We start from the raw sequence: 23,410 nt of genomic DNA, 5'->3' as shown, positions 1-23,410 counted from the left end.
GGGTCCCTTCTGAGGTGGGTGTGTGTCGCACTGTGTCCGGTCATAGCTTGCACCTTGCACGTTCATTAGATTGGCTTATAGCGTCTGCTCTCGCAAGCACGGACCGCACCCTGGTTCACGCACCGTCATGGAAGGCACACTCATGAGCCACTCCGTCGTCTCCTCCGAGACGCCACGCCACGCTCCGTCGGCGCCCGCCGCCGCGCGCCCCCCGGCGAGCGAGGAGCGCGCGGAGATGTGCCGGCCCGAGGACCTCTCCCGGCTGCGGGTGGTGCCGGCCCGGCATCCCGGCCGCGTGGTGCTCGCCGTGCTGGTCGGCCTGCTGGTCGCCGCCGTCGCCTACTCCTTCGTGACCAATCCGCGCTGGGAGTGGGGGGTGGTCGCCCAGTGGTTCTTCGCCGAGTCGATCCTCCGCGGGCTCGCCGAGACGCTCCGGCTCACCGTCCTGGCCGGCGCCGTCGGCTTCGGACTGGGCCTCGTCCTGGCCCTCATGCGGCTCTCACCGTCCGGGCTGATCTCGGGGGTGGCCTGGACGTTCTCCTGGATCTTCCGTTCCACGCCGCTGCTGGTGCAGCTGCTGCTCTGGTACAACCTCGGCTACCTCTACGAGCGCATCACCCTGGGGGTGCCGCTGACCGACGTCACGCTCGTCGACGCCCGCACCAGCGACCTGATGACCCCGATGCTCGCCGCGATCCTCGGGCTCGGCCTGCACCAGGCGGCCTACGCGGCCGAGCTGATCCGCGGCGGCATCCTCTCGGTGGACCAGGGCCAGCTGGAGGCGGCGAGCGCGCTGGGCATCCCCGCCCGCGACCGCTCCCTGCGGATCGTGCTGCCGCAGGCGATGCGCGCGATCCTGCCCACCGCCTTCAACGAGATCATCGGCCTGGTCAAGGGCACCTCGATCGTCTACGTCCTGGCCCACGCCGAGCTGTTCTTCACCGTCCAGCTGGTCTACGGCCGCACCCAGCAGGTGCTGCCGATGCTGCTGGTCGCGACCCTCTGGTACGTCGTGATCACCTCCGCCCTCTCGATCGGGCAGTTCTACATCGAGCGCCACTACGCCAAGGGCGCCGTGCGCACCCTGCCGCCCACCCCGCTGCAGAGCCTGCGCTCGCGCCTGGCCCGGCTGCGCCCCACCCCGACAGGAGCCACGGCATGACCGCCCTGACCGACACCGCCCCCGGCGGGCTCATCGAGATCCGCGACGTCCACAAGTCCTTCGGCGACCTCGAGGTGCTGCGCGGCATCGACCTCACCCTCGCCCCGGGCTCGGTCACCGCGATCCTGGGCCCCTCCGGCTCCGGCAAGTCCACCCTGCTGCGCACCATCAACCACCTGGAGACCGTGGACCGCGGCCTGATCAGCGTGGACGGCGAGGTGATCGGCTACCGCCGTGAAGGCGACCTGCTGCACGAGCTGTCCGAACGGGCGGTGCTGCGCCAGCGCACCGCGATCGGCATGGTGTTCCAGTCCTTCAACCTCTTCGCCCACATGACGGCCCTGCAGAACGTCACCGAGGCACCCCGTCGGGCCCTCGGGACGCCGCGGCGCGAGGCCGAGGCCCAGGCCCGGGAGCTGCTCGCGCTGGTGGGGCTCTCGGAGAAGGCCGACGTCCATCCCCGCCAGCTCTCCGGCGGGCAGCAGCAGCGGGTGGCGATCGCCCGGGCCCTCGCCCTGCGCCCGAAGGTGCTGCTGTTCGACGAGCCCACCAGCGCCCTGGACCCCGAGCTGGTCGAGGAGGTGCTGGCCGTGATCCGCTCGCTCGCCCGCGCCGGCACCACCCTGGTCATCGTCACCCACGAGATGTCCTTCGCCCGCGACGTCGCCGACATCGTGGTGTTCATGGACAACGGCCGGATCATCGAACAGGGTCCGCCCGCGCAGGTCATCGACCATCCCACCCACGACCGCACCCGCGCGTTCCTGCAGCGGGTGCGCACCGGCAGCGAAGCGCCGAGCCCGTCGGCCGCGCCGGCGCCAACCGACCCCTTCCCCTCCCATCTCCCCGAGGACCACTCATGACCAGCACCGTTCGCCGCCCCGGCGGCTCCCCGCTCTCCCGCCGCACCCTGACCGCCGCCGGGCTGCTGCTGCCGCTCGGCGCGCTCGCGGCCTGCTCGGACCCGGTGCCCGAGGCCGTCGCCGGCAGCGCCGCCTCCGACGGCGGCGGTGCCTCCGACGCCGGCGGCGCCTCCCCCGGCGCGGTCGACACCTCCGGCACTCAGGAGCTGATCCGCTCGAGCCCCGACGAGGGCCTCGCCGCCACGCTCCCCGCCGAGCTCGCCGAGTCCGGGGTGCTGCGGGTGGGCATCAACGGCAGCGGCGCGGCGCCGCTGTCGTTCCTGGCCGACGACAACCAGACCTACATCGGCTCCGAGATCGACATCGCCCGGATCGTGGCCGACAAGCTGGGCCTGGAGTTCGAGCTGAAGCTGACCACCTGGGAGAACTGGCCGCTCAAGCTCGAGGCCGGGGAGTTCGACGTGGTCCACGCCAACGTCGGCATCAACGCCGAGCGGCTGCAGAAGTTCGACTTCGCCTCCTACCGGGCCGCGTTCATGTCCTTCCTGACCCGGAAGGACGCGGACTTCTGGCTCGAGGACGCCGAATCCATCAGCGGCCGCATCATCGCCGTCGGCAACGCCACCAACCAGGAGCGGATCCTCACCGACTGGAACGCCGAGCTGGAGGCCGCGGGCACGGCGCCCGCCGAGCTCAAGAACTACTCGACCGACGCCGACACCCTGCTCGCCCTCGGCTCCGGCCGCATCGACGGCTACTTCTCGCCCTTCGCCTCGCTGTCCTTCGTGGCCGCCCGGCGCGAGGACGTCGAGGTGCAGGGCACGGTCAACGCCGGCTGGCCCGACGAGACACTGGTGGCGGCCACCTTCCCCGCCGGCAGCGGACTGGCCGAGCCCTACGCCGCCGCCCTGAACGCCGTGATCGCCGACGGCACCTACGCGCAGGTGCTCGAGCGCTGGCAGCTGACCGAGGAAGCACTGACGCAGTCCCGCGCCCACACCCAGGAGAACCCGTGAGCACCACCATCAACCACCGCCCCTCCCCCCGGCCGGACACCGCCGCGGTCCCCGGCCGGGCCCGGCCCCTGCTGGCCGTCGACCTGGTGACCGAGCCGGCCCTGCTGAGCGGACTGGCGGGCCTGGCCCGCGGCCTGGAGGACGCCGGCATCGGCGCCCTCACCCTCAGCGACGGCGGCCTGCACCCGATCCATGTGGCCGCCCACCTGGCGCCGCTGACCCGTGACATCGCCCTGCTGCCCCGCACCGACGCCGTCCACGTCGAACCGTTCCATCTGGCCACGCAGCTGATGAGCCTGGATCACGTGAGTCACGGCCGCGCCGGCTGGCTGCTGCGCGCCGAGACGGATCCGGCGGTCCCCGCGAGCGTCGGCCGCCCCGCCCTGGACGCGGCGGCGACCGCTCGCGAGGCGGCCGACGTGCTGGAGGCCTCCCGCCTGGTGTGGGACTCCTGGGCCGAGGACGCCGTGGTGCGGGACCTCGAGCGAGGCGTGTACGTGGACGCCTCGCGGCTGCAGTACGCCGACTTCGAGGGCGCGACCTTCTCACTGCGCGGCCCCGCCATCACCCCGCGCTCCCCGCAGGGGCTGCTCCCGGTGCTGGTGGCCGATGCCGACCGGGAGGCGGTCGGCGAGCGCGTCGCCTCCGAGCTGGCCGACGGCCGCGTGCTCGACCTCTCCGCCGCTGCCGGCTCCGAGTCGGCGATCGAGGCGGTCGGAGCGGTGCTGGCCGAGGACTCCGGACCCGTCGTGCGCCTGGTGCGCCTGGTGGGCCTGGACCTCGCGGCCGATCCGCTGGGCATCGTCTCCGCGCTCGCCGCCGCACTGCGCGAGCACGCGCTGATCGCCCCCGCCCCCCGGGCCGGGCAGAGCCTGCGCGCGCAGCTCGGCCTGCCCCGCGCCCCGTTCCGCGCCGACCCGGCGCGCCGCTCCGACCGCGCCCGTCTCTCGAGCAAGGACCCCGCATGACCGCCGCCCCGTCCTCCGTCCGCTCCACCGAGCCGCTGTCCGCCGAGGCGGCGGCGCTGGCCACCGGCCCCGCCGAGCATCCGCTCCATCCCGCCCACACCCCGACCGGTCAGCTCTCCTTCGGCGCGTTCTTCCAGGGCGTGAACTCCTCCACGATCTGGCGGCTGCCCCAGAGCGGCGACCAGGTGGCGTGGGAGTCCTTCGACTCCCTGGTCCGCACCGCCGAGCGCGGAAAATTCGCGGCCTTCTTCCTCGGGGAGGGGCTGCGCCTACGGGAGCACCGCGGAGTGCCCTTCGAGCTGGACGTCGCCGGGCGCCCCGACGCCCAGACCCTGCTCGCCGCCCTCGCCGCCACGACCGGGAAGATCGGTCTGGTCGCCACCCAGAACACCACCTACAACGACCCGGTGGACCTGGCCCGGCGCCTGCAGACCCTCGACCTGCTCTCCGGCGGCCGGGCCGGCTGGAACATCGTCACCACCGACAACGCCTGGACCGGGGAGAACTTCCGCCGCGGCGGCTACCTCGACCACGCCGACCGGTACACCCACGCCGAGGCGTTCGTGCAGGTCGCGGAGCAGTTCTGGCGCGGCGAGGAGATCGCGCACGACGGCGCCCACTACTCGGTGCGGGCCCGCGGGCAGCTGCCCCGCTCGGCGCAGGGCCGGCCGGTGCTGTTCCAGGCCGGGGCCTCCCCGGCGGGACAGGACTTCGCCGCCCGCACCGCCGACGTCACCTTCTCCCCGCACGGCACGCTCCAGGCGGCCGCCGAGTTCCGGCGCAGCATCGTCGAGCGCACCGTCGCGGCCGGTCGCGATCCCGGCAGCGTGAAGATCCTGCCCGGCGCGGAGGTGGTGCTCGCTGCGACCGAGCAGGAGGCCGACGAGAAGGTCCGCTGGGTCCGCGACCTGCAGATCGGCCCCCAGCAGGCCATCGCCCTGCTCGAGCAGTACTGGGGCCGGGACCTCTCCGCCTTCGACCCCGACGGGCCGCTGCCGGACGTGCCGCCGGAGGTGACCGAGTCCGGGGTGACCCGCGGGGCCGGCTTCCAGTTCGCCAAGGCCGAGGAGCTCACCCGCGCCTGGCGCGAGGAGGCCGCCGAGAAGGGCCAGTCGATCCTCGAGTTCGCCCGCGAGAAGTCCGGCTCCCGGCGCGGCGCGTTCACCGGCAGCTACGACGCGGTCGCGGACCGGCTCGTGGAGTTCGCCCGCCTGGGAGCGATCGACGGCCTGAACATCACGCCCTGGCTGATCCCCTCGGGTCTGGACGACATCGTCGACCACCTGATCCCGCGGCTGCAGGAGCGCGGGGTGTACCCCGCCGACTACGCCGGCGAGACCCTGCGCGAGAACCTGGGGCTGCCGCCGCTGTGAGGAACTGTCGCTGCGGGTACGAGTCGAGGACCGGACATCGTCACGACCCGATCACGACTGGTCCTGGAGATCGTGGATTCGTGTCCATCCGTCGGCCGTGCGCGAGACACTCTTCGGGACGCGGCAGCATTCAGCGGCCCCTGAGCTCTTGGAGCCCTGGATGACCCACGAGATCGAAGTGATGAGCGACGGCGATGGCCTCGCCGTTCTGGGGACGCCCGAGGACGTCGACGCCTTCCTGATGTCGTACGGACTGGAGTCCGTCGAGCTGAAGCTCGATCGCCTGGGTCCGCAGTACAAGGCTGCGGCCGGGATGCTGCACGCGGGCTCGACCGTAGCCGCGAACTCGGGCCGCTGGCTGAAGCTGACGGACGAGTCCTTCGCTGCTGCCAAGATGCTGCCGATGGTGAAGAACCTTGCCACCGGAAATCTTCACGCGACCTTGCGCGCATCGAACGGGCAGTTCGCCAAGAACCTGCAGTTCGTCGCATCGCCCGTGGCGCTGGCGAATCCTGCGGTGCTGGCGGGGGTCGCAGCCGTCATGTCCCAGATGGCGATGCAGGAGGCGATCGAGGAGATCGGCGAGTACCTCGCGATCATCGATCAGAAGGTCGATGACGTCCTCCGCGCCCAGAGGGATGCCGTCGTGGCGGACATGATCGGTGTGGACCTCGTCATCGAGGAGGCCATGACCATTCGCGCCGACGTCGGCCGGGTCTCGGAGGTGACGTGGTCGAAGGTGCAGTCCACGGCGCTGACCATCGCCCGGACACAGGCTTACGCGCTGCGGCAGATCGACGCCCTGGCGGAGAAGGTGGAATCCTCCTCGCTCAGCGAGACCGCTGCTGTCGCCAAGGCCGCGGAGCCCAAGGTGCGCGAATGGCTCGCCATCATCGCCCGCTGCGTCCAGCTGCAGGATGCGCTCGCGGTGCTCGAGCTCGACCGCGTGCTCGACAGCTCCTCGGAGGAGCTCGACCAGCACCGACTGGGTCTCCGCACCGCACGCGAGAACCGCCTGGCGACGATCCACCGCGCCACGGAGCTGCTGCTCGAGCGCATGAACACCGTGATCCGACGCGCCAACACGAAGGTGCTGCTCAGCCCCCGCTCAGCCCGGTCGGCGGTCGAATCCGGCAATCTCGTCGTCGGGAAGGTCCTCGAGTTCCAGACCGTGCTGGGCATCGAGGACGGCCATGACTCGACCGCTGCGAAGCGCTGGCGGACATCCGCCGGTGAGGTGCGCGACAAGGTCGTCGAAACGGGTGCCGAGAAGGCCGCTGCCGCCCGACAGCTCGGCGACGACGCGCGGGGTCGCGTCCGCACCGGGGCGGGCAGGCTGTCCAACGGCGTGCGCGCCTTCCGCGACGCCGTTCGCCAGGAGGACACCGAGCCCGTGAGCGATCAGGAGGCGTGAGCGCTCTCCAGCTCCGCGATCCCTCGTTGCCATGGGCGGCGGCGTGGACAGGCAGCTGGTTCCGCTGCGCGCTGTGCCCGAACCCATAAGCCCCGCTTGCCACCTCGGCCTACCATGGAGGCATGGATCCTCGCAGGCTGCTCATCTTCCGCACCGTGGTGCGCAACGGCTCGATCGGTGCCGGTGCCCGCGAGCTGGGATGGACCCAGCCCGCGGTCTCCCAGCACCTCGCGGCGCTCGAGAAGGAGGTCGGCACCCGGCTGCTGCTGCGCTCCTCCTCCGGTATCACCCCCACGGAGGCCGGCGCCCGGCTGGCCGCCCATGCCGAGGCGATCGCGGCCCAGCTGCATGCGGCCGAGGAGGAGCTGGCCGACCTCACCGCCCTGCGGCGCGGCTCGGTGAAGTTCGGGACCTTCCCGTCGGCCGCCGCGGTGATCCTGCCGCCGGTGCTGGCGCGGCTGGCCCGCACCGCTCCCGACCTCGACATCACCTTCCTCGAGCTCGAGCCGCCGGATGCGGTGACCGCGCTGCGCGAGGGGGAGCTCGACCTCGCGCTGGTGTTCCGCTACCCCTGCAGCGACATCGGCGACGAGGGCACGCTGGAGTGGAGTCCGCTGCTGGAGGACCGGGTGATGGCGGTGCTGCCGCGGAACCATCCCCGCGCCGAGGACCCCGACCTCATGCTCGCGGACCTCGCGACGGAGCCGTGGATCGCGGGCTGCGAGCGCTGCCGGACGAACCTCATCAGCAGCGCCCGCCGCGCCGGCTTCTCCCCGCAGGTGCGCCATTCGACCGATGACACGATCGTGGTGCAGCAGCTGATCATGCACGGCGGCGGGGTCGCCCTGGTGCCGGAGACCGCGCTCGAGGCCGCGCCGTCGGCCGACGTGGTGGTGCGCGACCTGCCGGACCTCGACAACCGGATGATCGGGCTGCTGAACCGGCGGGGCGCGCTGGCGATCCCGGCGGTCAGCGCCCTGCGGGATGCGCTGGTGGAGGAGACCAAGCAGCGCCTGACCACGGCGGTGATGATCTGAGCGCCGTCGGCGGCGCCCCGGCCCGGGCCTGGGTGCGCCCCGCCCTGGTGCTGCTGGGCGGGCTCGTCCTCGCCGCGCTGCTGGCCGCCGCGGGGCAGAGCATCGCGGCCGTCGCGATCGCGCTGTTCAGCGTGTTCATGGGCTACTGGACGAGCCCGCTGCGCTCGGGTCCGCACACCTCGCTCGAGGCCGCCCGGCAGCGGCAGGGCCCGGACGCCGCGATCATCCTCTGGGCGCCCGGCAATCCGCTGTCGGCCCGGCTGCAGACCGCGATCCGCGGCCCGCGCGAGGACGTGGTCTGGGTGAACGTCTTCCGCGACCCCGCCGCGCAGGAGCTGCTCGCCCAGCACGGCGGCCCGTCGGCGCTGCCGCTGGTCCTCGTCGGCCCCGCGGTGCGCGCGAACGCGACCGCGGGCGAGCTGCTGGACCTGCTGGACGACTCCGGCCGACGCCGGCCCCGTGCCGGCGGATCCGCCGCCGGCTGAGCACGCCTCCGCGCGGCGACGCCCGTTCAGGCGCCGGGCAGCTCGCCGATCACGACGGTCCACTCCCGCGCGACCCGATCGATGATCAGGCCCTCGCGGCGGAAGGGGTCGGCGTCGAGCTTCATCAGGGCGTCCTCGACCGAGTCGGCGGACACGATCAGCAGGGCCCCCGGCGCGCCGCCGAGCGGTCCCGAGACCAGCACCGTGCCCATGCGGTGGAGCTCGGCGAGGTGCTCGCGATGCTCGGGGCGGAAGGCCGCCACCCGGTCGGCGTCGTCGGAGTAGGTGTACTGGACGGCGAAGGTGGCCACGGCTCTCCCTGGATGCGCGGAAGGGCCGACGCGGCGCGTCGGCCCGCTGGATCGCTGCCCATCGTGCCCCATCGGCGGCGGTGGACGACGCGGCTTCTCACCCGGACCCGCCGTCGCGCCGCCCTTGCCGCAGTTCCGGAATTACGGATAAACTGAGTCCGAGACCCCGGAGCGCACGGGAGGAGGCACCGATGACCGAGCAGCCCACCGCGGCCGAGCTCCTGGCCCGCCTCGATGCCCTCGAGGCCCGGGTCGCCGAGCTCGAGGCCACCTCCGGCGCGGCCGCCGGATCCCCCTCCTCCGAGGCCGCGCCCGATGCTGCACCCGCCGCGGACGGCGACCCGTTCTGGGCCCTGACCGCCCTCCGGGAACAGCTCCCGGCGCCCGGCGGGGTGCTGTTCACCGGCGCGGTCGACGTCGGCGCCGGCCACGTCGAGTACCAGTGGGCCCGTCCCACCGAGCACCTGCGCGAGACCGACTGGGAGCAGCACGCCGAGACCGTCGCCGCTCTCGGCCATCCGCTGCGGATGGCGATCCTGCGCCGCCTGCTGGACGGCGAGCGCACCGTCGCGCAGCTGGTCACGAAGCTCGAGCTCGGCTCCACCGGCGTCGCCTACCACCACCTCTCCGCCCTGCAGTCCGGCGGCTGGGTGACCTCGCCGCGCCGCGGCAGCTGGTCGCTGCCCGCGGCCCGGGTGGTCCCCCTGCTGACCATCCTCATCGCCCTCGAGAAAGGCTGATCATGACCGATCACCCGCCCGGCTCGCCCTCCCGGCGCACTGTCCTGGCCGCGGGCGTCCCCGCCGTCGTCGGCCTGCTCGGACTCTCGGCGCTGACCAACCCCCGTCCCGCCCGGCTCGGCGACCCGGTCGGCGACGAGCAGCTCCTCACCGCCCTCGCCCCCCACCTCACGCAGCACCGCCGGGTGGCCGTCGCCCTCCTCGACGGCAGCGGCGCGCCCCGCTTCGCAGGCTTCGGAGCCGACGCGACCACCGAGTTCGAGATCGGATCGCTGACCAAGACGTTCACCGGCGCGCTGCTGGCCGAGGCGGTCGAGCGCGGCGAGGTCACCGTCGCGACGACCGTCGCCGAGGTGCTCGGCGAGGAGGCCGCCGGCAGCGAGATCGCCGAGGTGAGCTTCGCCGAGCTCGCCACCCACACCTCCGGGCTGCCGCGGGTCGCGCTGACCGCGATAGGCTCCTCCGTCCTCGCCACCTTCCTGCGCAAGGATCCCTACGCAGGACGCGACGCCCCGCGGGTGATCGCCGACGCCCTCGGCAGCACCCTGCTGGAGCGCGGCACCTACTCCTACTCGAACCTGGGCGCGGCGCTCGAGGGCCAGCTGCTCGCCCGCGCCGCCGGCACCGACTACGCCTCCCTGCTCACGGCGCGGATCCTGGAGCCGCTCGGGCTCTCCGCCACCTATGCCCCGATCACCCCGGAGGGTCTTCGCGACAGCGCCACCCGCGGGCACGGCGCGAACGGGCTCCCGCAGGCCGCCTGGACCCTGGACGGCAGCGCCCCGGCCGGCGGGATCCGCAGCACCGCCGCGGATCTGGCCACCTACCTCGCCGGGACCCTCGACGGCTCGGCCCCGGGCGCGGCCGCCGCAAGCGAGATCCTGGTCGAGGGCAGCGCCACCAGCCACAACGCCATGAACTGGTTCCACCAGGACTTCGGCGACGGCACCTGGCAGGTCTTCCACAACGGCATGACCGGCGGCTACGCCTCCTTCGCGGGCTTCACCCCCGACACCGGGCGGGGGATCGTGATCCTCACCGACACCGCCCGGAACGTCGACGAGATCGGCGTCGGCGTCCTCACCGGGGAGGTGGCGCTGTGAACACGCTGACGCTGGTCCTGCCGCTGCTGGCCGTGGCGATCGTCCTCGGCGCGCTGCTGGTCTCGCTGCTCACCCTCTGGGTGCGCCACCAGCATCCGCGGCGCATCCTCCTGCGCACCCTCGGCGCCGCCTCGATGCTCGCGATCATCGGCCTGCTGGGCATCTTCCCGGACTCCTGGTGGTGGGCGCCCTGGCTGCTCACGGCCGCCACCGCGGGCGGGGCGATCGTCGCCTGCCGACGCGCGCTGGTCGGCCGTCCGCCCGCGGAGCCCACGAAGCGCCAGGCCCGGGAGATGTCCGCACCGCACCCGCTCTCCGTGGCCGGCGAGGTGATCATCTACCTCGCGCTGCTGGCGGTCGCGCTGCTCGCAGGCTGAGACCGAACAGCGCGGCTCAGCGGCGCCGCGGCCCGGCGGCTCGGCGGCGCCGCGGCGCTCAGCCGCGCAGCGGCAGCCAGTCCAGCACGTCCTGGATGCCCTGGTCCCAGAAGTCCCAGGTGTGCGCCCCGGCGCGCAGGCGCGCGGCGAGGTCCACCCCCTGCTCCTCGGCGACCTCGACGAAGCGGCGGTTCTGCGCGAACAGGAAGTCCTCGGTGCCGCAGTCGAGGAACAGCGCGGGCAGGGCGGCCGGATCGGCGGCACGCAGCAGGCCCAGCAGGTCATCGGCCGTGCCCTCGACCGGTCGGTCCGCCCAGATCCGCTCGCGCAGCGATCCCTCGTGCTCCGAGAGGTCCAGGCTCAGCAGGTCGAGCACCCCGGACAGGCTCGCCGCGGCCGCGAAGCGCTCCGGATGGTTCAGGGCGAGCTTGAACGCCCCGAAGCCGCCCATCGACAGCCCGGCCACGAAGGTGTCCTCCCGCGAGGTGGAGACGTGGAAGGTGCTCGCGACCAGCTGCGGGAGCTCCTCGGCGATGAAGGTCCAGTACTTCTCCCCCACCGCCTCGTCGGCGTAGAAGGAGCGCCGCACCTCCGGCATCACCACCGCGATGCCCTTCTCCGTGGCATAGCGCTCGATCGAGGTGCGGCGCTCCCAGATGGTGCAGTCGTCGCTCAGCCCGTGCAGGAGGTACAGCACCGGCACGCCCCGCCCGCTGCCGGTGGCGTCGACCCCCTGCATCCCGATCCCGGCCGCGGCCTGCGGCATCAGCACCACCATCGAGGTGCCCATGCCGAGGGACTCGGCGAAGAAATCGGTGCGCATGCGGATCATCGGTGATCACTCCTGGGGGTCGGGGACGCGGCGGTGCGCCGCGCCCCCATTGAACACTCCCGCCTACGATGACCGCATGAACTCCACCGCTCCGTCCTGGATCCGCGACGCGATCTGCTGGCAGGTCTACCCGCTGGGCTTCTGCGGCGCGCCCCGCCACCGCGAGGACCTCGAGGGCGAGGGCTACGGCGGGGCCGACGGGGAGAACGTCGTGCACCGCCTGCGCCGCCTGCACGGCTGGCTGGACCACCTGGTCTCGCTGGGCGCCAACGTGCTGCTGCTGAACCCGATCTTCGACTCCGTCTCCCACGGCTACGACACCCTCGAGCACCGGCGCCTGGACCCGCGCCTCGGGGACGAGGCGGACTTCGACGCCCTGGTCGCCGCCTGCCGCGAGCGCGGGATCCGCCTGGTGCTCGACGGCGTCTTCAACCACGTCTCCGACCGTCACCCGGTGGCGCGCCGCGCCATCGCGGCCGGTCCCGGCAGCGCCGAGGGCGCCCGGATCCGCTGGGCCGGGGAGCACCCCTACGGCTTCGAGGGCAACGCCGACCTCGTCGAGGTCGACCTCACCGACGCGGTGGTCCAGGACCGGATCGTCGAGATCATGACCCGCTGGCTCGAGCGCGGGGCCGACGGCTGGCGGCTGGATGCGATGTACGCCGCGGGCGCCGAGGCCTGGGCGCCGATCCTGGAGCGGGTGCGCCGGGCCCATCCCGAGGCGTGGATCCTCGGCGAGGTCATCCACGGCGACTACCCCGCCATCGCCGCCGGCTCGGGCGCGGACTCGATCACCCAGTACGAGCTGTGGAAGGCGATCTGGTCCGCCCTCACCGAGCACAACCTCTTCGAGCTCCGCCACGCCCTGGGCCGTCACGAGGCGTTCCTCGCGGCCGCCGGCGGCGCCCATCCGCAGCTGTTCGTGAGCAACCACGACACCACCCGCATCGCCTCCCAGTTGGCCGACGGCCGCGACCTTGCCGCGGCCTACGCCCTGCTCGCGCTGCTGCCCGGCATCCCGACCGTGTACGCGGGCGACGAGTTCGGCGCCACCGGCGTCAAGGAGGACCGCGCCGGCGGTGACGACGCCATCCGCCCCTGGTTCCCCGGCGGCCCGGACGACGTGGTCACCGCCGCCGAGTCCGCGGACAGCGCCCCCGGCGGCCCGCACCACCTCAACCTGCTCAGGCCCGACGCCGCCCCGCGGATCCTCGAGGTCCACCGGCGGCTGTTCTCCCTGCGCCGCCGCGAGCCCTGGCTGGCGGAGGCCTCCGTGAGCGTGCGCGAGGAGAGCATCGAGAACACCTTCGCGGAGATCGTGCTGACCCCGCGCGGTTCTGCCGACGGCGCCGCGGCCCCGCTCACGCTGGTGCTGAACCTCGGTGACGAGGACCGGCCCGCCCCCGGCGAGGTCCTCGACGCCGTCAGCGGCGCCGCGATGATCGACGGCGTGGGCGGGGCCGCACCGGGCATGGTCCCGGCGCACGGCATCGCCGTGGTGCGCTGAGCGCGGCTCGCCGCGCACGGCCCGGCGCACGGACCTGCTCTCGCAGCGCGTCGTAGGCGACCTGCCGTCCTCCGCCCGCGCCGCGCCGGTCGACGTAGGCTCGTGCCCATGAGCACCACGATCAAGCCCGCCGAGTCCGTGAACACCGCCCCCGTCGTCGCCCTCGGGCTGATCGGCGGCTGGCTGACCGCCCGCGAGACCGGGATCCGTCCCCTCGGCGGGGTCGTGCTCGCGGCCGCCGGCCTCTACGCCGGCCGCACCTGGCTGGCCCGCCGCGGCCCGGCCACCACCGCCGCGCTCGGCGCGACCTACGTGCTCGGCTTCGGACTCTCCCACCCGCTGGCGAAGAAGATCGGCGCCTGGCCCGCGGTGCTCACCGTGACCGGGGTGGCCGCCGGCGCCGCCGCGCTGCTGTCCGACGCCGCCTACAGCGAGTGGATGCCCGCCGAGCCGGAGGCCTGAGCCGGAGGTCCGGCCCGAAGGCCCGATCCACCGAGGCCCTGCTGCGGACTCGGGGGAATCGAATCGGCCAGTGCCCCACTCGGCAGCGCCCGAGGCCGCGCCCGCCGCGCCCGGGTGCTGCACCCCCACGCAGGGCTGCCCCTCACCGCTCGCCGCCGCTGGGAAGCCCTTGATCCCCGCCGCCCCGAGCGCGCAGGCCGAACCGCACGCGCGGTAGGGAATGCGCTTATCGAGTACCGCTGGAAGAAATGCTTGACTAGGCTAAGGCTTCGGTCCGATCGCCGGGCCGTCCTGATCCCCGAGGTTCACTTCCCCCATGTTCGGCACCATGCGCCGCCTCTGGCAGACGGTCCGCCCGATCCGCTTCCGCCTCTACCTGGGACTCCTCAGCGCCCTCACCGCGTCCATCGTGGCGCTGATGATCCCGCAGGTCCTCGAGCACATCGTCAACCGTCTCGGCACCGATGCCGTGGCCGCCACCATCTGGACCGGCGGCGCCATCGTGCTGGCGCTCGGCGCGGTCGAGGCGTCCCTGATCTGGCTGCGCCGCATCTTCGCGGTCTCCCCCTCGACCACCGTCGAGAAGCAGATCCGCGTGCGCTTCTACGAGAAGGTCCAGCACATGCCGGTGTCCTTCCACGACGGATGGGGCTCCGGCCAGCTGCTCTCGCGCATGCTGACCGACATCAACATCATCCGTCGCTGGATCGCCTTCGGCATGATCATGGCGGTGGCCAGCTTCGTCACCGTCGTCGTGGGCATGGCCCTGCTGTGGCGCTCCTCGGCGGTGCTGGCGCTGATCTTCTTCTGCGCCGCGGTGCCGGTCTCGGTGATCGCCTACCGCTTCAACCGCAGCTACTCGTTGCTCTCGCGCCGCTCGCAGGACCAGAACGGCGACCTCGCCACCACCATCGAGCAGTCGGTGCAGGGCATCCGCGTGCTCAAGGCCTTCGGGCGCGGTCCCACCGCCCTGGAGGGCTTCACCGAGCAGGCCGAGGAGCTGCGCGAGACCGAGGTGCAGAAGGCCACCGCGATCGCCCGCTTCGACATGTTCATGTTCATGCTCCCCGAGCTCGCCCTCGGCGTGGCGCTGCTGGTGGGCCTGCACCTGACCGCGGAGGGGTCGATGAGCACCGGCCAGCTCGCCTCCTACTTCGCGACCGCCACCCTGGTGGTGGGCCCGGTCCGCCAGCTCGGCATGCTGCTGGGCCAGGCCGTGAACGCGACCACCGCCCTGGACCGCCACTACGAGGTGATGGACTCGGCCAACACGATCACCTCCCCGCCCGGCGCGGCCCCGCTGGACCTGACCGCCGCGAAGGGCGCGGTGCGGATGGAGGGCGTCCACTTCCGCTACGAGGACGCCCCCGACCACGTCCCCGACGTGCTGGACGGGGTCGACCTCGAGATCCGCCCCGGCGAGACCATGGCCCTGGTGGGCGTGACCGGCAGCGGCAAGTCCACCCTGCTGCAGCTGGTGCCGCGGCTCTACGACGTCACCGCCGGCCGCATCACCATCGACGGCACCGACATCCGCGACATGTCGCTCGTGGGTCTGCGCACCCTCACCGCCGTCGCCTTCGAGGACGCGACCCTGTTCTCGGACTCCGTGCGCCAGAACGTGCTGCTGGGCGCGGACCAGTCGCTGTCGGCCGAGCAGTCCGAGGAGCTGCTGCACCTCGCGCTGCGCACCGCCGACGCCGCCTTCGCGTACGAGCTGCCCGACGGGGTGGACACCCGCATCGGCGAGGAGGGCATGAGTCTGTCCGGCGGGCAGCGCCAGCGCCTGGCCCTGGCCCGCGCGATCGCCGCCAGACCGGCCGTGCTGCTGCTGGATGATCCGCTCTCCGCCCTCGACACCAAGACCGAGGAGACCGTCACCGGGCGGCTGCGGGAGGTGCTCGCGGGCACCACCACCCTGATCGTCGCCCACCGCACCTCGACCGTGGCGCTCGCGGACCGGGTGGCGCTGCTGGACGACGGCCGCGTGGTCACCGTCGGCACCCACGCCGAGCTGATGGAGACCTCGCCCCGGTACCGCTGGGTGATCGCCCACCAGGCCGAGGAGAAGCGGCGGGACCAGGACATCGAGACCCTCACCGGCGAGCTCGAGCTGCGCGCGATCCAGGAGGAGGGCCGATGAGCACCGTCACCGCCCAGCAGGACCAGAACGATCCCGAGCACCAGGCCTACACCGCCGCGGAGAACAAGGCCTCCCGGCAGCGCTCCTTCGCCCTGCTCGGCGAGCTGATCTCCCCGGTCAAGGGCCAGTTCTTCGCGATCGCGGTGATGGTCGTGATCGCCCAGCTCGCCGTCGTCGCCGGTCCCGCGATCATCGCCTGGGGCATCGACGTGGGCCTGCCCGCCCTGATGGTGGGCGATTCGGGGCCCGCGTTCCAGGCGGCCGCCCTGGCCGTCGGGGCCGCGATCGTCGGCGGCGTGCTGACCTACGGCTACGTGCGCCAGTCGGTCGTGGTCGGCCAGCGGATGCTGCTGGCGCTGCGGCGGAAGGTCTTCCGCTTCACCCAGAAGCAGGACCTGGAGTTCCACGAGTCCTACACCTCCGGCCGGATCGTCTCGCGCCAGACCTCCGACATGGAGGCGCTGCGCGAGCTGCTCGACTCCGGGGTGACCGTGATGGTCGGCGCCTCGCTGTCGATGGTGTTCACCATCGTGCTGATCGTGACCATGGACTGGGTCACCGGCGTGGTGATGCTGCTGATGCTGGTGCCCTGCGTGCTGCTGACGGTGTGGTTCCAGAAGCGCTCGCGCATCGAGTACCGCGCGATCCGCACCCATTCGGCCCGGCTGATCGTCCACTTCGTCGAGGCCATGGCCGGCATCCGCGCCGTCAAGGCCTTCCGCAAGGAGGACCGCGACCAGGCCGAGTTCGACACCCTGGCCCAGGACTACCGCGACGCCTCGATGCGCTCGATCCGCGTGTTCGGCATCTACCAGCCGACGCTGCGGATGCTCGCCAACGTCACCATCGCCGCGGTGCTGGTGGTGGGCGGGTTCCGCGTGCTCAGCGGTGACCTGCAGGTGGGCGTTCTGGTGGCGCTGGTGCTGTACTCCCGGCGCTTCTTCCAGCCGGTCGACGAGATCGCGAACTTCTACAACGCCTTCCAGTCCGCGGTGGCCGCGCTCGAGAAGATCGCCAACCTGCTCGCGGTGCAGCCCCATGTGAAGGAGGCCGCGGCCCCCACCCCGCTGCCCTCCTCGACCGGGCAGGTGGACTTCGAGAACGTCTCCTTCCGCTACGCCGAGGGCGCCCCGCTGGTCCTGCAGCCGCTGGACCTGCACATCCCCGCCGGGCAGACGGTCGCCCTGGTGGGCCAGACCGGCGCCGGGAAGTCCACGGTCGCCAAGCTCATCGCCCGCTTCTACGACGCCACCGAGGGCAGCGTGAAGCTCGACGGCGTGGACCTCCGGGACATCTCGATGAAGGACCTGACCCGCAACATCGTCATGGTCACCCAGGAGGCGTACCTGTTCTCCGGGACCGTCGCGGACAACATCGCGCTGGGCAAGCCGGGCGCGAGCCGCGAGGAGATCGAGGCGGCCGCGCGCGCGATCGGCGCCGACACCTTCATCGAGAAGCTGCCCTACGGGTACGACACCGACGTGAACAAGCGCGGCGGGCGGGTCAGCGCCGGCCAGCGGCAGCTGATCTCCTTCGCCCGGGCCTTCCTGGCCGATCCGCGGGTGCTGATCCTCGACGAGGCCACCAGCTCGCTGGACATCCCCAGCGAGCGGATGGTGCAGGAGGGGCTGACGAAGCTGCTCGGGCACCGCACCTCGCTGATCATCGCCCACCGCCTGACCACCGTGATGATCGCCGACCGGGTGCTGGTGGTCCACGGCGGCCGGGTGGTCGAGGACGGCTCCCCCACCGAGCTGGTCGCCGCCGGAGGGCGCTTCGCGGCGCTCTACCGGGCCTGGCAGGAGTCGATGTGATCCGCGGAATCGTCGGCGGGGGGATCTCGGCGGTGTTACTGTCCGATCACTCGTATCGGTCTCGATCCTGAGGACCACCGCCGACCTCTCGGACGGCCACCCGCGGATCGCCCTCGTCCTCAGGGGCCCCCATGCACACCTCCGCTCTCGTCCGCGCCCGTTCCCTGGCCGTCCTGCTCGCCCTGATCCTGGTGGCCGCGACCACGGCCCTCGCCGCTCCCGCCGCTGAGGCGGCGGTCGTCAAGCCGCTGGACATCGTGAAGATCCACTTCGACCCGCCCGGCAAGGACGCGGCGAAGAACTCCGGGTACACGCAGGAGTACATCCAGGTCAAGAACACCGGCAGCTCGACCCTGACGCTGACCGGGTACACGATCCGCGACGACGGGCCGCAGAAGTTCTCCTTCCCGAAGGGCACGAAGCTGGCCGCGGGCAAGACCCTCACCATCCGCTCCGGCACGGGCAAGAACTCGACGACCACCCTGTACTGGAACAAGGCCAGCTACATCTGGAACAACACCGGCGACAGCGCCCGCACCTACAACGGTGCTGGCAAGCTCCTCGAGACCTGCAAGTACACGAGCAACGGCACGGCGAGCACGAAGACCTGCTGAGCATCGGGACGCCGGCGGCGCGCGAAGCGCTGGACCCGGGTCCCGCCCGCCGCCTCAGGCCCCCAGCAGCGCCCGCAGCTCGTCGGTCACGCCCTCGACCTCGACCGGCACCGTCGGCCGACGGAACTGCTGCGGGGTCACCAGGAACCGCTGCTGCAGCACCGCGGGGCCGGGCTCGGTGGACATCTGGACGCCGTTGTCGACGTAGCCGCAGGCGCGGGAGACGGCCACGGAGGCGTGGTTGCCGGTCTCCGCGGCGGACTCGGCCCGCTCGGCGCCGAGCTGGTCGAAGGCGAGCACCAGCATGGCCTGGCGCATGAGCGTCCCGAAGCCCCGCCCGTGCGCATCCAGGGTCAGCCACGAGCCGGAGGTGACGGTGCGGCGATCGGCGAAGCGCTCGGCGGCCACGTCCTGGCAGCCGATCAGCCGGCCCTCGGTCCAGATCCCCAGCGGCAGGGCCCACCGCTCCGGACTCACCTCGCTGCGCAGGCGCCACTGGAAGCGCAGCGCCTCGCGCACGCGCACCTCCGGCTCGGCCCGGTACCACCCGAACACGGCCGGGGACTGCGGGTCCTCGAAGATCGGCCGACGGAGCAGCGCCGCGTACTCGGTCAGGTCCGCATCGGCGAGCAGGCGCAGCGTGAGCGGCCCCGCGCGCAGCACGAGGCCGAAGGGCGGGAACAGGGTGGCGAGTTCGGGGAACGGCGACGTCATCGGCACAGGATAGGTCGGCTCCCTCCTAGGCTGTGACCATGGCGATCGACGTGCTGCTGACCGGCTTCACCCCCTTCGACGGGGCCGGGGTGAACGAGTCGTGGGAGGCGGTGCGCCGGGCCGCCCCGGTGCTGCGGCAGCGCGGCCTCGACGTGGAGGCCCTCGAGCTGCCGGTGCAGTTCGATCGGGCAGGGGACCTCCTCGTGCACGCGGTGCGCGAGCATCGTCCCCGCCTGGTGGTCGCCGCCGGGCTCGCGGCGGGCCGGGCCGGGATCACCCCGGAGCGGGTCGCGATCAATGTGCGTGACGCCCGGATCCCCGACAACGCGGGGGCCGCCCCCGTCGACGAGCCGGTGGTGGCCGACGGGCCGGTCGGCTATTTCAGCACCCTGCCGATCAAGGCGATGGTCGCCGCGCTCCCCGACGGCGTCCCCGGAGCGGTGTCGCAGTCGGCCGGCACCTACGTCTGCAACGACGTCTTCTACCGGCTGCAGCACCTGCTGGCCACCGACGCCGCGCTGGGCGGCACCCGGGGAGGCTTCGTCCATGTGCCCTCGGCCGACGTCGTCGACCCCCTCACCGTCGCACGGGCGCTGGTGAGGATGGTGGAGGTTGCGCTGCGCACCGAGGTGGACGAACCGCTGATCGGCGGCGCCGAGCACTGACCGAGGCGCTCGTCCACAGCGGGCCACGCCTGTCCGGCGGGAATCCCCACCGGTCATCCACAGAGATATCCACAAAGTTGATGAATGACATGCATGTAGTTCCGCAGGTGCGCGCGGTGCGCCGGACGTGTCGCGCTCGGGATCACCGCGGCACCGGTTCCGATGCGGTCGCTTCTCGCATCAGCGGGGGATCGCCTGCGTCCGTGCAGGTCACGGCGCCTTTCCGCTTCGAAGGCCCCGCGGGACGGCTGCCTGCGGCGGTATCCGCGCAGGCCAGGACGCCGAGGGTCGACGAGATCCGGTGCCCGCGGTGAACACTGCCCGCGAGCGGTTCTCCCACCGTCCGTCCACAGCGAGTCCCCGGTTTTCCACCGTCGTGCCCGGTAATCCCCACCGCTCCCTGTACTTATCCCCATTTCCGTCCACACCTGGGGATAGTCACATCGGTGTAGTTCACCGGATCTCCTTCCCGGCCGTCCCGCGCCGGCCGCCCGTGCGCCGACTTTGCGCGCTGAGGACTGATCACCAGTGGCGGACGGGTCCTCAGCGCGCAAAGTCCGGGCGACGGGCGGGCCGCCCGGGGCCCACCGGGACGCCGGGGGGCAGACGGGTCGGGCCGCCGGTGGCTCAGAAGAGCGGCGCCGCCGTCAGCGCCTTGACGGCGATCAGCAGCACGCACAGCAACACCGCGGCGGCGATCACCCCGGAGTGGGCGAGGGCGGAGCGCCGGGCCAGGGCCTGCCGGTCCGCACCGGGGGTGGCCCGCGGGCGCAGAGCGAACATCCCGGCGGTCACGGCCGCGCCGACCACGAGCCCGCCCAGGTGCCCCTGCCAGGAGATGTTGGGGATGGTGAAGGTGATGACCAGGTTCAGTCCGATCAGCACCAGGATCTGGGCGCTCTGGGCGCCGAGGCGCCGGTTGACGATGAACATCGCCGCGAACAGGCCGAACACGCCGCCGCTGGCGCCGAGCGTGCCCGTCACCCAGTCCATGCCGAGCGGGTTCGCCAGCACGTACACGGCGGTGTGGCCGCCGAGCACCGAGGCCAGGTACACCGCGGCATAGCGGACGTGGCCCATGGTCTGCTCGAGGTACTGCCCGACCGCCCACAGGGCGTACATGTTCAGCAGCAGGTGGATGATGCCGCCGTGCAGGAACCCGGCGGTGAAGAAGGTCCACGGCATGTACAGGGCGCGGAAGGGCGCGAAGACCCCCAGCTGCTGGACCACCTGCGGGGCGAGCATCTGCCCGACGTAGGCCAGCACGCACAGCGCGATCACGGTGTAGGTGACGTACGGGGTGCGCCGGCCGATGCCGCCGCCCAGGGCGTTGCGGGGCCGGGTCGAGGCCTGCTGCTGCGCGAGCTCCCGGTCGCAGTCCACGCACAGCACGCCCACCGAGGTGGGGCGCTGGCACTCCGGGCAGGCGGGGCGGTCGCAGCGCTTGCAGCGCACGTAGCTCACCCGGTCCGGATGCCGGGGGCACACCGGGGTGCTCTGCGGGCCCGGGGTGTCCTCGGCGCTGTAGCCATAGCTGGGTCTGTCCATGGGGGTCATTCCACCACGCCGGCCTGGCACCGCCCGGTGCGGGATCAGGGGGAGGTGACCGGGAAGGCGGCGAAGAGCTTCTCGAAGCGGGCGAGCTGGGCCTCGCTCACCGGTCGCAGCGGGGTCAGGTCCAGCGTCCGCCGGCCGGCCGGGCCCCGGCGGGTCCAGGTGCCCACCACCTCGCCGCGGCGGATCGCGCAGCGGCGGAACATCCCGTTGCCGCCGGGGACCAGCGCGCGGTGCCGCTCCTCGTCCATGAGGAAGAGCCGGTCGCGATAGCCCAGCACCAGCTCGTCGAAGCCGGGCAGCAGCAGCTCCCGCTGGGTGTCCCGCTCGGCCCGTGCGTACTCCTCGAGGAGGCCGGGACGCCACCACAGCCGCTCGGCGCTGTCGCCGCGGGCGTCGGCCGCGACGGCGTGCAGGCGGCCGTCCCGGCCGGCGACGCCGCTCTCGAGCCGGTCCTCGAGCAGGGGCAGCGCGGCGCGGATCGCGCGCAGCGGCAGCTTGGACCACCAGGCGAGGTCCCGCTCCCCCGCCGGGCCGCGGGTGGTGAAGTAGCGCAGGGCAAGCTCCGCGGTGGCGGCGGTCCGGTCGCCGTCGAAGGTGCCGGCCAGATCGCTGCCGGTGGTGAGCCAGTGGCGCGCCAGGACCACCGCGGTCTCCTGCTCGCGCCAGGGTCCGTAGCAGGCGTCGCCGCCGGCGATGAGCTCGGCCAGCACGTGGTAGCCGCGGCCCTGGGCGACCGGGATGCCGACCGCCTCCCACGCCGCCTGCAGCTCCGCGCGCAGCACCCCGCGTCCGCTGCCCGGCCGCGAGTGCGGGCCGGCCAGCTCCTCGAGCACCTCCCGGGCGCGGTCGACGTGCTGGTCCGTCAGCTCCAGCTGCGTGCGGCGGGCGACCGCGGCCCGCAGCGGACCGGCCGCGCACAGCTCGGTGATCCAGGCCAGCGAGTCCGCGGCGACGGCGAAGACGGTGCCGCGCATCGGGTAGCCGCGCACCACCTCCCCGCGGTCGAAGGCGGCGAGCACCGCGGACACGTCACCCCCGGTGCGCAGGGCCAGGGAGGCGATCACCCCGGGCAGGTCCTGCCCCTGCAGGGCGCCGAAGGCCCGCGCCGCCGCGGCGGCGCTCGCGAAGCGCGGGGCGCCGGCGAGGCCCTGGGCCAGGATCCGGGCCCCGGCGAGGTGGCGCTGCATCATGCGGCGAGCGTAGCGGCGGGGGCCGACGCGAGCACCCCCTGGGCGCTCGGCTCCCGGCCCGCCGACGACCGGCGCCGAAGTGAGGTGAGCCTTCCATCACCGCAGGTCAGCACAGCCTAACCTTGCTTGTCTGGACTCAGTCCAGACAATAGAGTGCTCGCATGGCACTCATCGACACCCCCGCGACGCTCCCGGGCCCCGCTCCCGCGGCCCCCGTCGGCCGCCGCGCAGAACCCGCCTCCCGCACCACCCCGGCGGCACCGGAGCGCCGCGCCACCGACCACGGTGAGCAGCGCAGCTCCCGCTCGGAGAAGGTGAACCGACTGCGAGCCGGGGTGCTCGGCGCGAACGACGGGATCGTCTCGGTCGCCGGCCTCGCCGTCGGCGTCGCCGGCGCTACCACCGACACCCGCTGGCTGCTGATCGCGGGCCTCGCCTCGCTGATCGCCGGCGCCCTGTCGATGGCGATGGGCGAGTACGTCTCGGTCTCGACCCAGCGCGACACCGATCGCGCCCTGATCGCGCGCACCCGGGAGCAGCTGGCCACTCAGCCGGAGGCCGAGCACGACCACCTGGTCGACGCCCTCACCGAGACCGGGATCCCGCCGGACGTGGTCGAATCGGTCGCCGACTCCCTGGAGCGCCACGACGCCCTCGGCGCCCACACCCGGTTCCGCCACAACGTCGAGGACGACGCGGTGGTCTCGCCCTGGGGCGCGGCGGTCACCTCGCTGATCTCCTTCGCGATCGGCGGCGTGATCCCGCTGGTCGCGATCCTCGCCGCCCCGCCCGTGCTGCGCCTGCCCGCGACGATGGCGGCGGTGGTGGCGGCGCTGGCCCTGCTGGGCATGGCCAGCGCGACCCTCGGTCAGGCCAACGCGCGCCGGGCGACGCTGCGCACCATCGTCGGCGGGCTGCTGGCCATCCTGGTCACCTACGGGATCGGGGCCGCGCTCGGCGTCGCGATGGCCTGAGCCCCGACCCGGCGCGACCATCCCGTCCGCTCCGCTCGCCACGGCTCCCGCCGCAGCGAGCAGCGCCCGGACGGACGACGGCCCGCCCC

The 23,410-nt window shown here is 72.9% G+C and carries 23 protein-coding genes; 18 read left to right on the top strand and 5 right to left on the bottom strand.

What is annotated here, in order from left to right; genetic code table 11:
* The first annotated feature begins 142 nt into the window (after positions 1 to 142).
* The 8 genes from ACOJUI_RS01155 (at position 143) to ACOJUI_RS01120 (ending at position 8,318) form a co-directional block, all read left to right on the top strand.
* On the top strand, positions 143 to 1,162 hold the full coding sequence (locus ACOJUI_RS01155) for an amino acid ABC transporter permease (protein ID WP_422116279.1): 1,020 nt from the start codon (positions 143 to 145) through the stop codon (positions 1,160 to 1,162).
* Positions 1,159 to 2,025: an amino acid ABC transporter ATP-binding protein gene (locus ACOJUI_RS01150; protein WP_422116278.1), complete on the top strand. Its 867-nt coding sequence runs from the start codon at positions 1,159 to 1,161 to the stop codon at positions 2,023 to 2,025. The genes ACOJUI_RS01155 and ACOJUI_RS01150 overlap by 4 nt, the downstream gene beginning before the upstream one ends.
* A complete protein-coding gene (locus ACOJUI_RS01145; RefSeq protein ID WP_422116277.1) occupies positions 2,022 to 3,041 on the top strand; it encodes a transporter substrate-binding domain-containing protein in 1,020 nt (339 codons plus the stop codon). Before ACOJUI_RS01150 ends, ACOJUI_RS01145 begins: the two co-directional genes overlap by 4 nt.
* Positions 3,038 to 4,009, top strand: a complete 972-nt coding sequence (locus tag ACOJUI_RS01140; RefSeq protein WP_422116276.1) for an LLM class flavin-dependent oxidoreductase — start codon at positions 3,038 to 3,040, stop codon at positions 4,007 to 4,009. The genes ACOJUI_RS01145 and ACOJUI_RS01140 overlap by 4 nt, the downstream gene beginning before the upstream one ends.
* Complete coding sequence (locus ACOJUI_RS01135) at positions 4,006 to 5,382, top strand: LLM class flavin-dependent oxidoreductase (protein ID WP_422116275.1); 1,377 nt, start codon at positions 4,006 to 4,008, stop codon at positions 5,380 to 5,382. The genes ACOJUI_RS01140 and ACOJUI_RS01135 overlap by 4 nt, the downstream gene beginning before the upstream one ends.
* A 160-nt stretch (positions 5,383 to 5,542) precedes the next feature.
* Positions 5,543 to 6,796, top strand: coding sequence for a hypothetical protein (locus ACOJUI_RS01130; protein WP_422116274.1), 1,254 nt, complete (start codon positions 5,543 to 5,545; stop codon positions 6,794 to 6,796).
* Positions 6,797 to 6,918: 122 nt separating this feature from the next.
* Complete coding sequence (locus tag ACOJUI_RS01125; protein ID WP_422116273.1) at positions 6,919 to 7,833, top strand: LysR family transcriptional regulator; 915 nt, start codon at positions 6,919 to 6,921, stop codon at positions 7,831 to 7,833.
* A 32-nt stretch (positions 7,834 to 7,865) separates the two neighbouring features.
* Positions 7,866 to 8,318, top strand: a complete 453-nt coding sequence (locus ACOJUI_RS01120; protein WP_422116272.1) for a hypothetical protein — start codon at positions 7,866 to 7,868, stop codon at positions 8,316 to 8,318.
* Positions 8,319 to 8,344: 26 nt separating this feature from the next.
* Here the strand turns inward: ACOJUI_RS01120 and ACOJUI_RS01115 are convergent, their stop codons facing one another.
* Positions 8,345 to 8,629: a YciI family protein gene (locus ACOJUI_RS01115; protein WP_422116271.1), complete on the bottom strand. Its 285-nt coding sequence runs from the start codon at positions 8,627 to 8,629 to the stop codon at positions 8,345 to 8,347.
* Positions 8,630 to 8,820: 191 nt separating this feature from the next.
* Here ACOJUI_RS01115 and ACOJUI_RS01110 point away from each other — a divergent pair, with 191 nt between their 5' ends.
* The 3 genes from ACOJUI_RS01110 to ACOJUI_RS01100 are packed head-to-tail and all read left to right on the top strand — an operon-like array spanning position 8,821 to position 10,849.
* Positions 8,821 to 9,369, top strand: a complete 549-nt coding sequence (locus tag ACOJUI_RS01110) for an ArsR/SmtB family transcription factor (RefSeq protein WP_422116270.1) — start codon at positions 8,821 to 8,823, stop codon at positions 9,367 to 9,369.
* A gap of 2 nt (positions 9,370 to 9,371) precedes the next feature.
* Complete coding sequence (locus tag ACOJUI_RS01105) at positions 9,372 to 10,472, top strand: serine hydrolase domain-containing protein (protein ID WP_422116269.1); 1,101 nt, start codon at positions 9,372 to 9,374, stop codon at positions 10,470 to 10,472.
* Positions 10,469 to 10,849: a hypothetical protein gene (locus ACOJUI_RS01100; protein WP_422116268.1), complete on the top strand. Its 381-nt coding sequence runs from the start codon at positions 10,469 to 10,471 to the stop codon at positions 10,847 to 10,849. The genes ACOJUI_RS01105 and ACOJUI_RS01100 overlap by 4 nt, the downstream gene beginning before the upstream one ends.
* Positions 10,850 to 10,907: 58 nt before the next feature.
* On the opposite strand, the gene ACOJUI_RS01095 is transcribed toward ACOJUI_RS01100, so the two are convergent.
* A complete protein-coding gene (locus tag ACOJUI_RS01095) occupies positions 10,908 to 11,681 on the bottom strand; it encodes an alpha/beta hydrolase (RefSeq protein WP_422116267.1) in 774 nt (257 codons plus the stop codon).
* A 76-nt stretch (positions 11,682 to 11,757) separates the two neighbouring features.
* Here ACOJUI_RS01095 and ACOJUI_RS01090 point away from each other — a divergent pair, with 76 nt between their 5' ends.
* The 5 genes from ACOJUI_RS01090 (at position 11,758) to ACOJUI_RS01070 (ending at position 18,221) form a co-directional block, all read left to right on the top strand.
* On the top strand, positions 11,758 to 13,188 hold the full coding sequence (locus tag ACOJUI_RS01090) for an alpha-amylase family glycosyl hydrolase (RefSeq protein ID WP_422116266.1): 1,431 nt from the start codon (positions 11,758 to 11,760) through the stop codon (positions 13,186 to 13,188).
* 108 nt (positions 13,189 to 13,296) lie between these two features.
* Positions 13,297 to 13,650 carry a hypothetical protein gene (locus tag ACOJUI_RS01085; protein WP_422116265.1) on the top strand — a complete coding sequence of 118 codons (354 nt, stop codon included), beginning with the start codon at positions 13,297 to 13,299 and terminating at the stop codon, positions 13,648 to 13,650.
* A gap of 316 nt (positions 13,651 to 13,966) precedes the next feature.
* Positions 13,967 to 15,793, top strand: a complete 1,827-nt coding sequence (locus ACOJUI_RS01080; RefSeq protein WP_422116264.1) for an ABC transporter ATP-binding protein — start codon at positions 13,967 to 13,969, stop codon at positions 15,791 to 15,793.
* Entirely contained in the window at positions 15,790 to 17,607 is a 1,818-nt protein-coding gene (locus ACOJUI_RS01075; protein ID WP_422116263.1) for an ABC transporter ATP-binding protein, read from the top strand. The genes ACOJUI_RS01080 and ACOJUI_RS01075 overlap by 4 nt, the downstream gene beginning before the upstream one ends.
* 131 nt (positions 17,608 to 17,738) lie before the next feature.
* Positions 17,739 to 18,221 (top strand): lamin tail domain-containing protein, encoded by a 483-nt coding sequence (locus ACOJUI_RS01070; protein WP_422116262.1) that lies wholly within the window; start codon positions 17,739 to 17,741, stop codon positions 18,219 to 18,221.
* 54 nt (positions 18,222 to 18,275) lie between these two features.
* On the opposite strand, the gene ACOJUI_RS01065 is transcribed toward ACOJUI_RS01070, so the two are convergent.
* Positions 18,276 to 18,935: a GNAT family N-acetyltransferase gene (locus ACOJUI_RS01065; RefSeq protein ID WP_422116261.1), complete on the bottom strand. Its 660-nt coding sequence runs from the start codon at positions 18,933 to 18,935 to the stop codon at positions 18,276 to 18,278.
* Positions 18,936 to 18,973: 38 nt separating this feature from the next.
* Here ACOJUI_RS01065 and ACOJUI_RS01060 point away from each other — a divergent pair, with 38 nt between their 5' ends.
* Positions 18,974 to 19,600 carry a pyroglutamyl-peptidase I gene (locus tag ACOJUI_RS01060; protein WP_422116260.1) on the top strand — a complete coding sequence of 209 codons (627 nt, stop codon included), beginning with the start codon at positions 18,974 to 18,976 and terminating at the stop codon, positions 19,598 to 19,600.
* 627 nt (positions 19,601 to 20,227) lie between these two features.
* Here ACOJUI_RS01060 and ACOJUI_RS01055 read toward each other — a convergent pair.
* Together ACOJUI_RS01055 and ACOJUI_RS01050 are read right to left on the bottom strand one after the other, a co-directional pair.
* A complete protein-coding gene (locus ACOJUI_RS01055; RefSeq protein WP_422116259.1) occupies positions 20,228 to 21,148 on the bottom strand; it encodes a rhomboid family intramembrane serine protease in 921 nt (306 codons plus the stop codon).
* Positions 21,149 to 21,192: 44 nt separating this feature from the next.
* The gene (locus tag ACOJUI_RS01050; protein WP_422116258.1) at positions 21,193 to 22,347 is read right to left on the bottom strand and encodes a winged helix DNA-binding domain-containing protein; all 1,155 of its coding nucleotides are present in this window, start codon (positions 22,345 to 22,347) and stop codon (positions 21,193 to 21,195) included.
* 161 nt (positions 22,348 to 22,508) lie between these two features.
* Between ACOJUI_RS01050 and ACOJUI_RS01045 the strand changes: the two genes are divergently transcribed.
* A complete protein-coding gene (locus tag ACOJUI_RS01045) occupies positions 22,509 to 23,321 on the top strand; it encodes a VIT1/CCC1 transporter family protein (protein WP_422116257.1) in 813 nt (270 codons plus the stop codon).
* Positions 23,322 to 23,410: the final 89 nt, after the last annotated feature.

Source organism: Brachybacterium sp. UNK5269 (assembly GCF_049266655.1).
Classification (GTDB): domain Bacteria; phylum Actinomycetota; class Actinomycetes; order Actinomycetales; family Dermabacteraceae; genus Brachybacterium.
Note: the sequence above shows the minus strand (reverse complement) of the source record. Positions and strands in the feature narration are given on the sequence as shown.